The 692-nt window shown below is 79.3% G+C and carries 1 protein-coding gene; it reads left to right on the top strand.

The window, feature by feature from the left end:
* Window positions 1-692: NAD(P)H-hydrate epimerase (locus tag HW578_RS27325; protein ID WP_304621659.1), on the top strand; the 692-nt coding region annotated here is incomplete at both ends.

Raw genomic sequence — 692 nt, 5'->3', positions numbered from 1 at the left:
CGCGCTGGCGCGGCCCGGTGGTGCCCTTCGCGCCGGCCGAGGCCGCGCGTGCGGGGCTGGTCATCGACGCGGTGTTCGGCGCGGGCCTCGCGCGCCCGGTCGAGGGCATCGCCGCCGATACCCTCGCCGCGGCCGGCGGGCCGGTGCTGGCGGTGGACGTGCCCTCGGGCCTGGATGGCGCGACCGGGCAGGTGCTGGGCTTCGCGCCCCGGGCCGCGCTGACCGTCACCTTCTTCCGGCGCAAGCCCGGCCACCTGCTGCTGCCTGGCCGCCTGCTCTGCGGCGAGGTGGTGCTGGCCGATATCGGCCTGCCGGCGAGCGTCCTCGCCGCGGTGGCGCCGCGCGGCCTGCACAACCTGCCCGGCGCGTGGCGGCTGCCCGTGGCCAGGATCGACGCGCACAAGTACAGCCGCGGCCATGTCACGGTGGTCGCGGGGGCGGGCATGACCGGCGCCGCCCGGCTGGCGGCGGAGGGCGCGCGGCGCGGTGGTGCCGGGTTGCTGACCATCCTGGCCCCCGATCGCCCGGCCGCGGACGTGCTGCGCAGCGGCGCGCCGGGCGTGATCGTCACCGAGGCGCCGCTCGCCGAGCTGCTCGCGGACCCGCGCCGCGGCACCTGGGTGGTCGGACCCGGACTGCCCGCCGAGCCGGCGACGCTTGTTCTGCTGCGGCGCGTGGTCGGGGCAGGGCGG

Origin of the sequence: Roseomonas rosulenta (assembly GCF_016106005.1) — a bacterium.
GTDB lineage: Bacteria > Pseudomonadota > Alphaproteobacteria > Acetobacterales > Acetobacteraceae > Neoroseomonas > Neoroseomonas rosulenta.
This window is presented reverse-complemented; position numbering and strand designations above follow the sequence as displayed.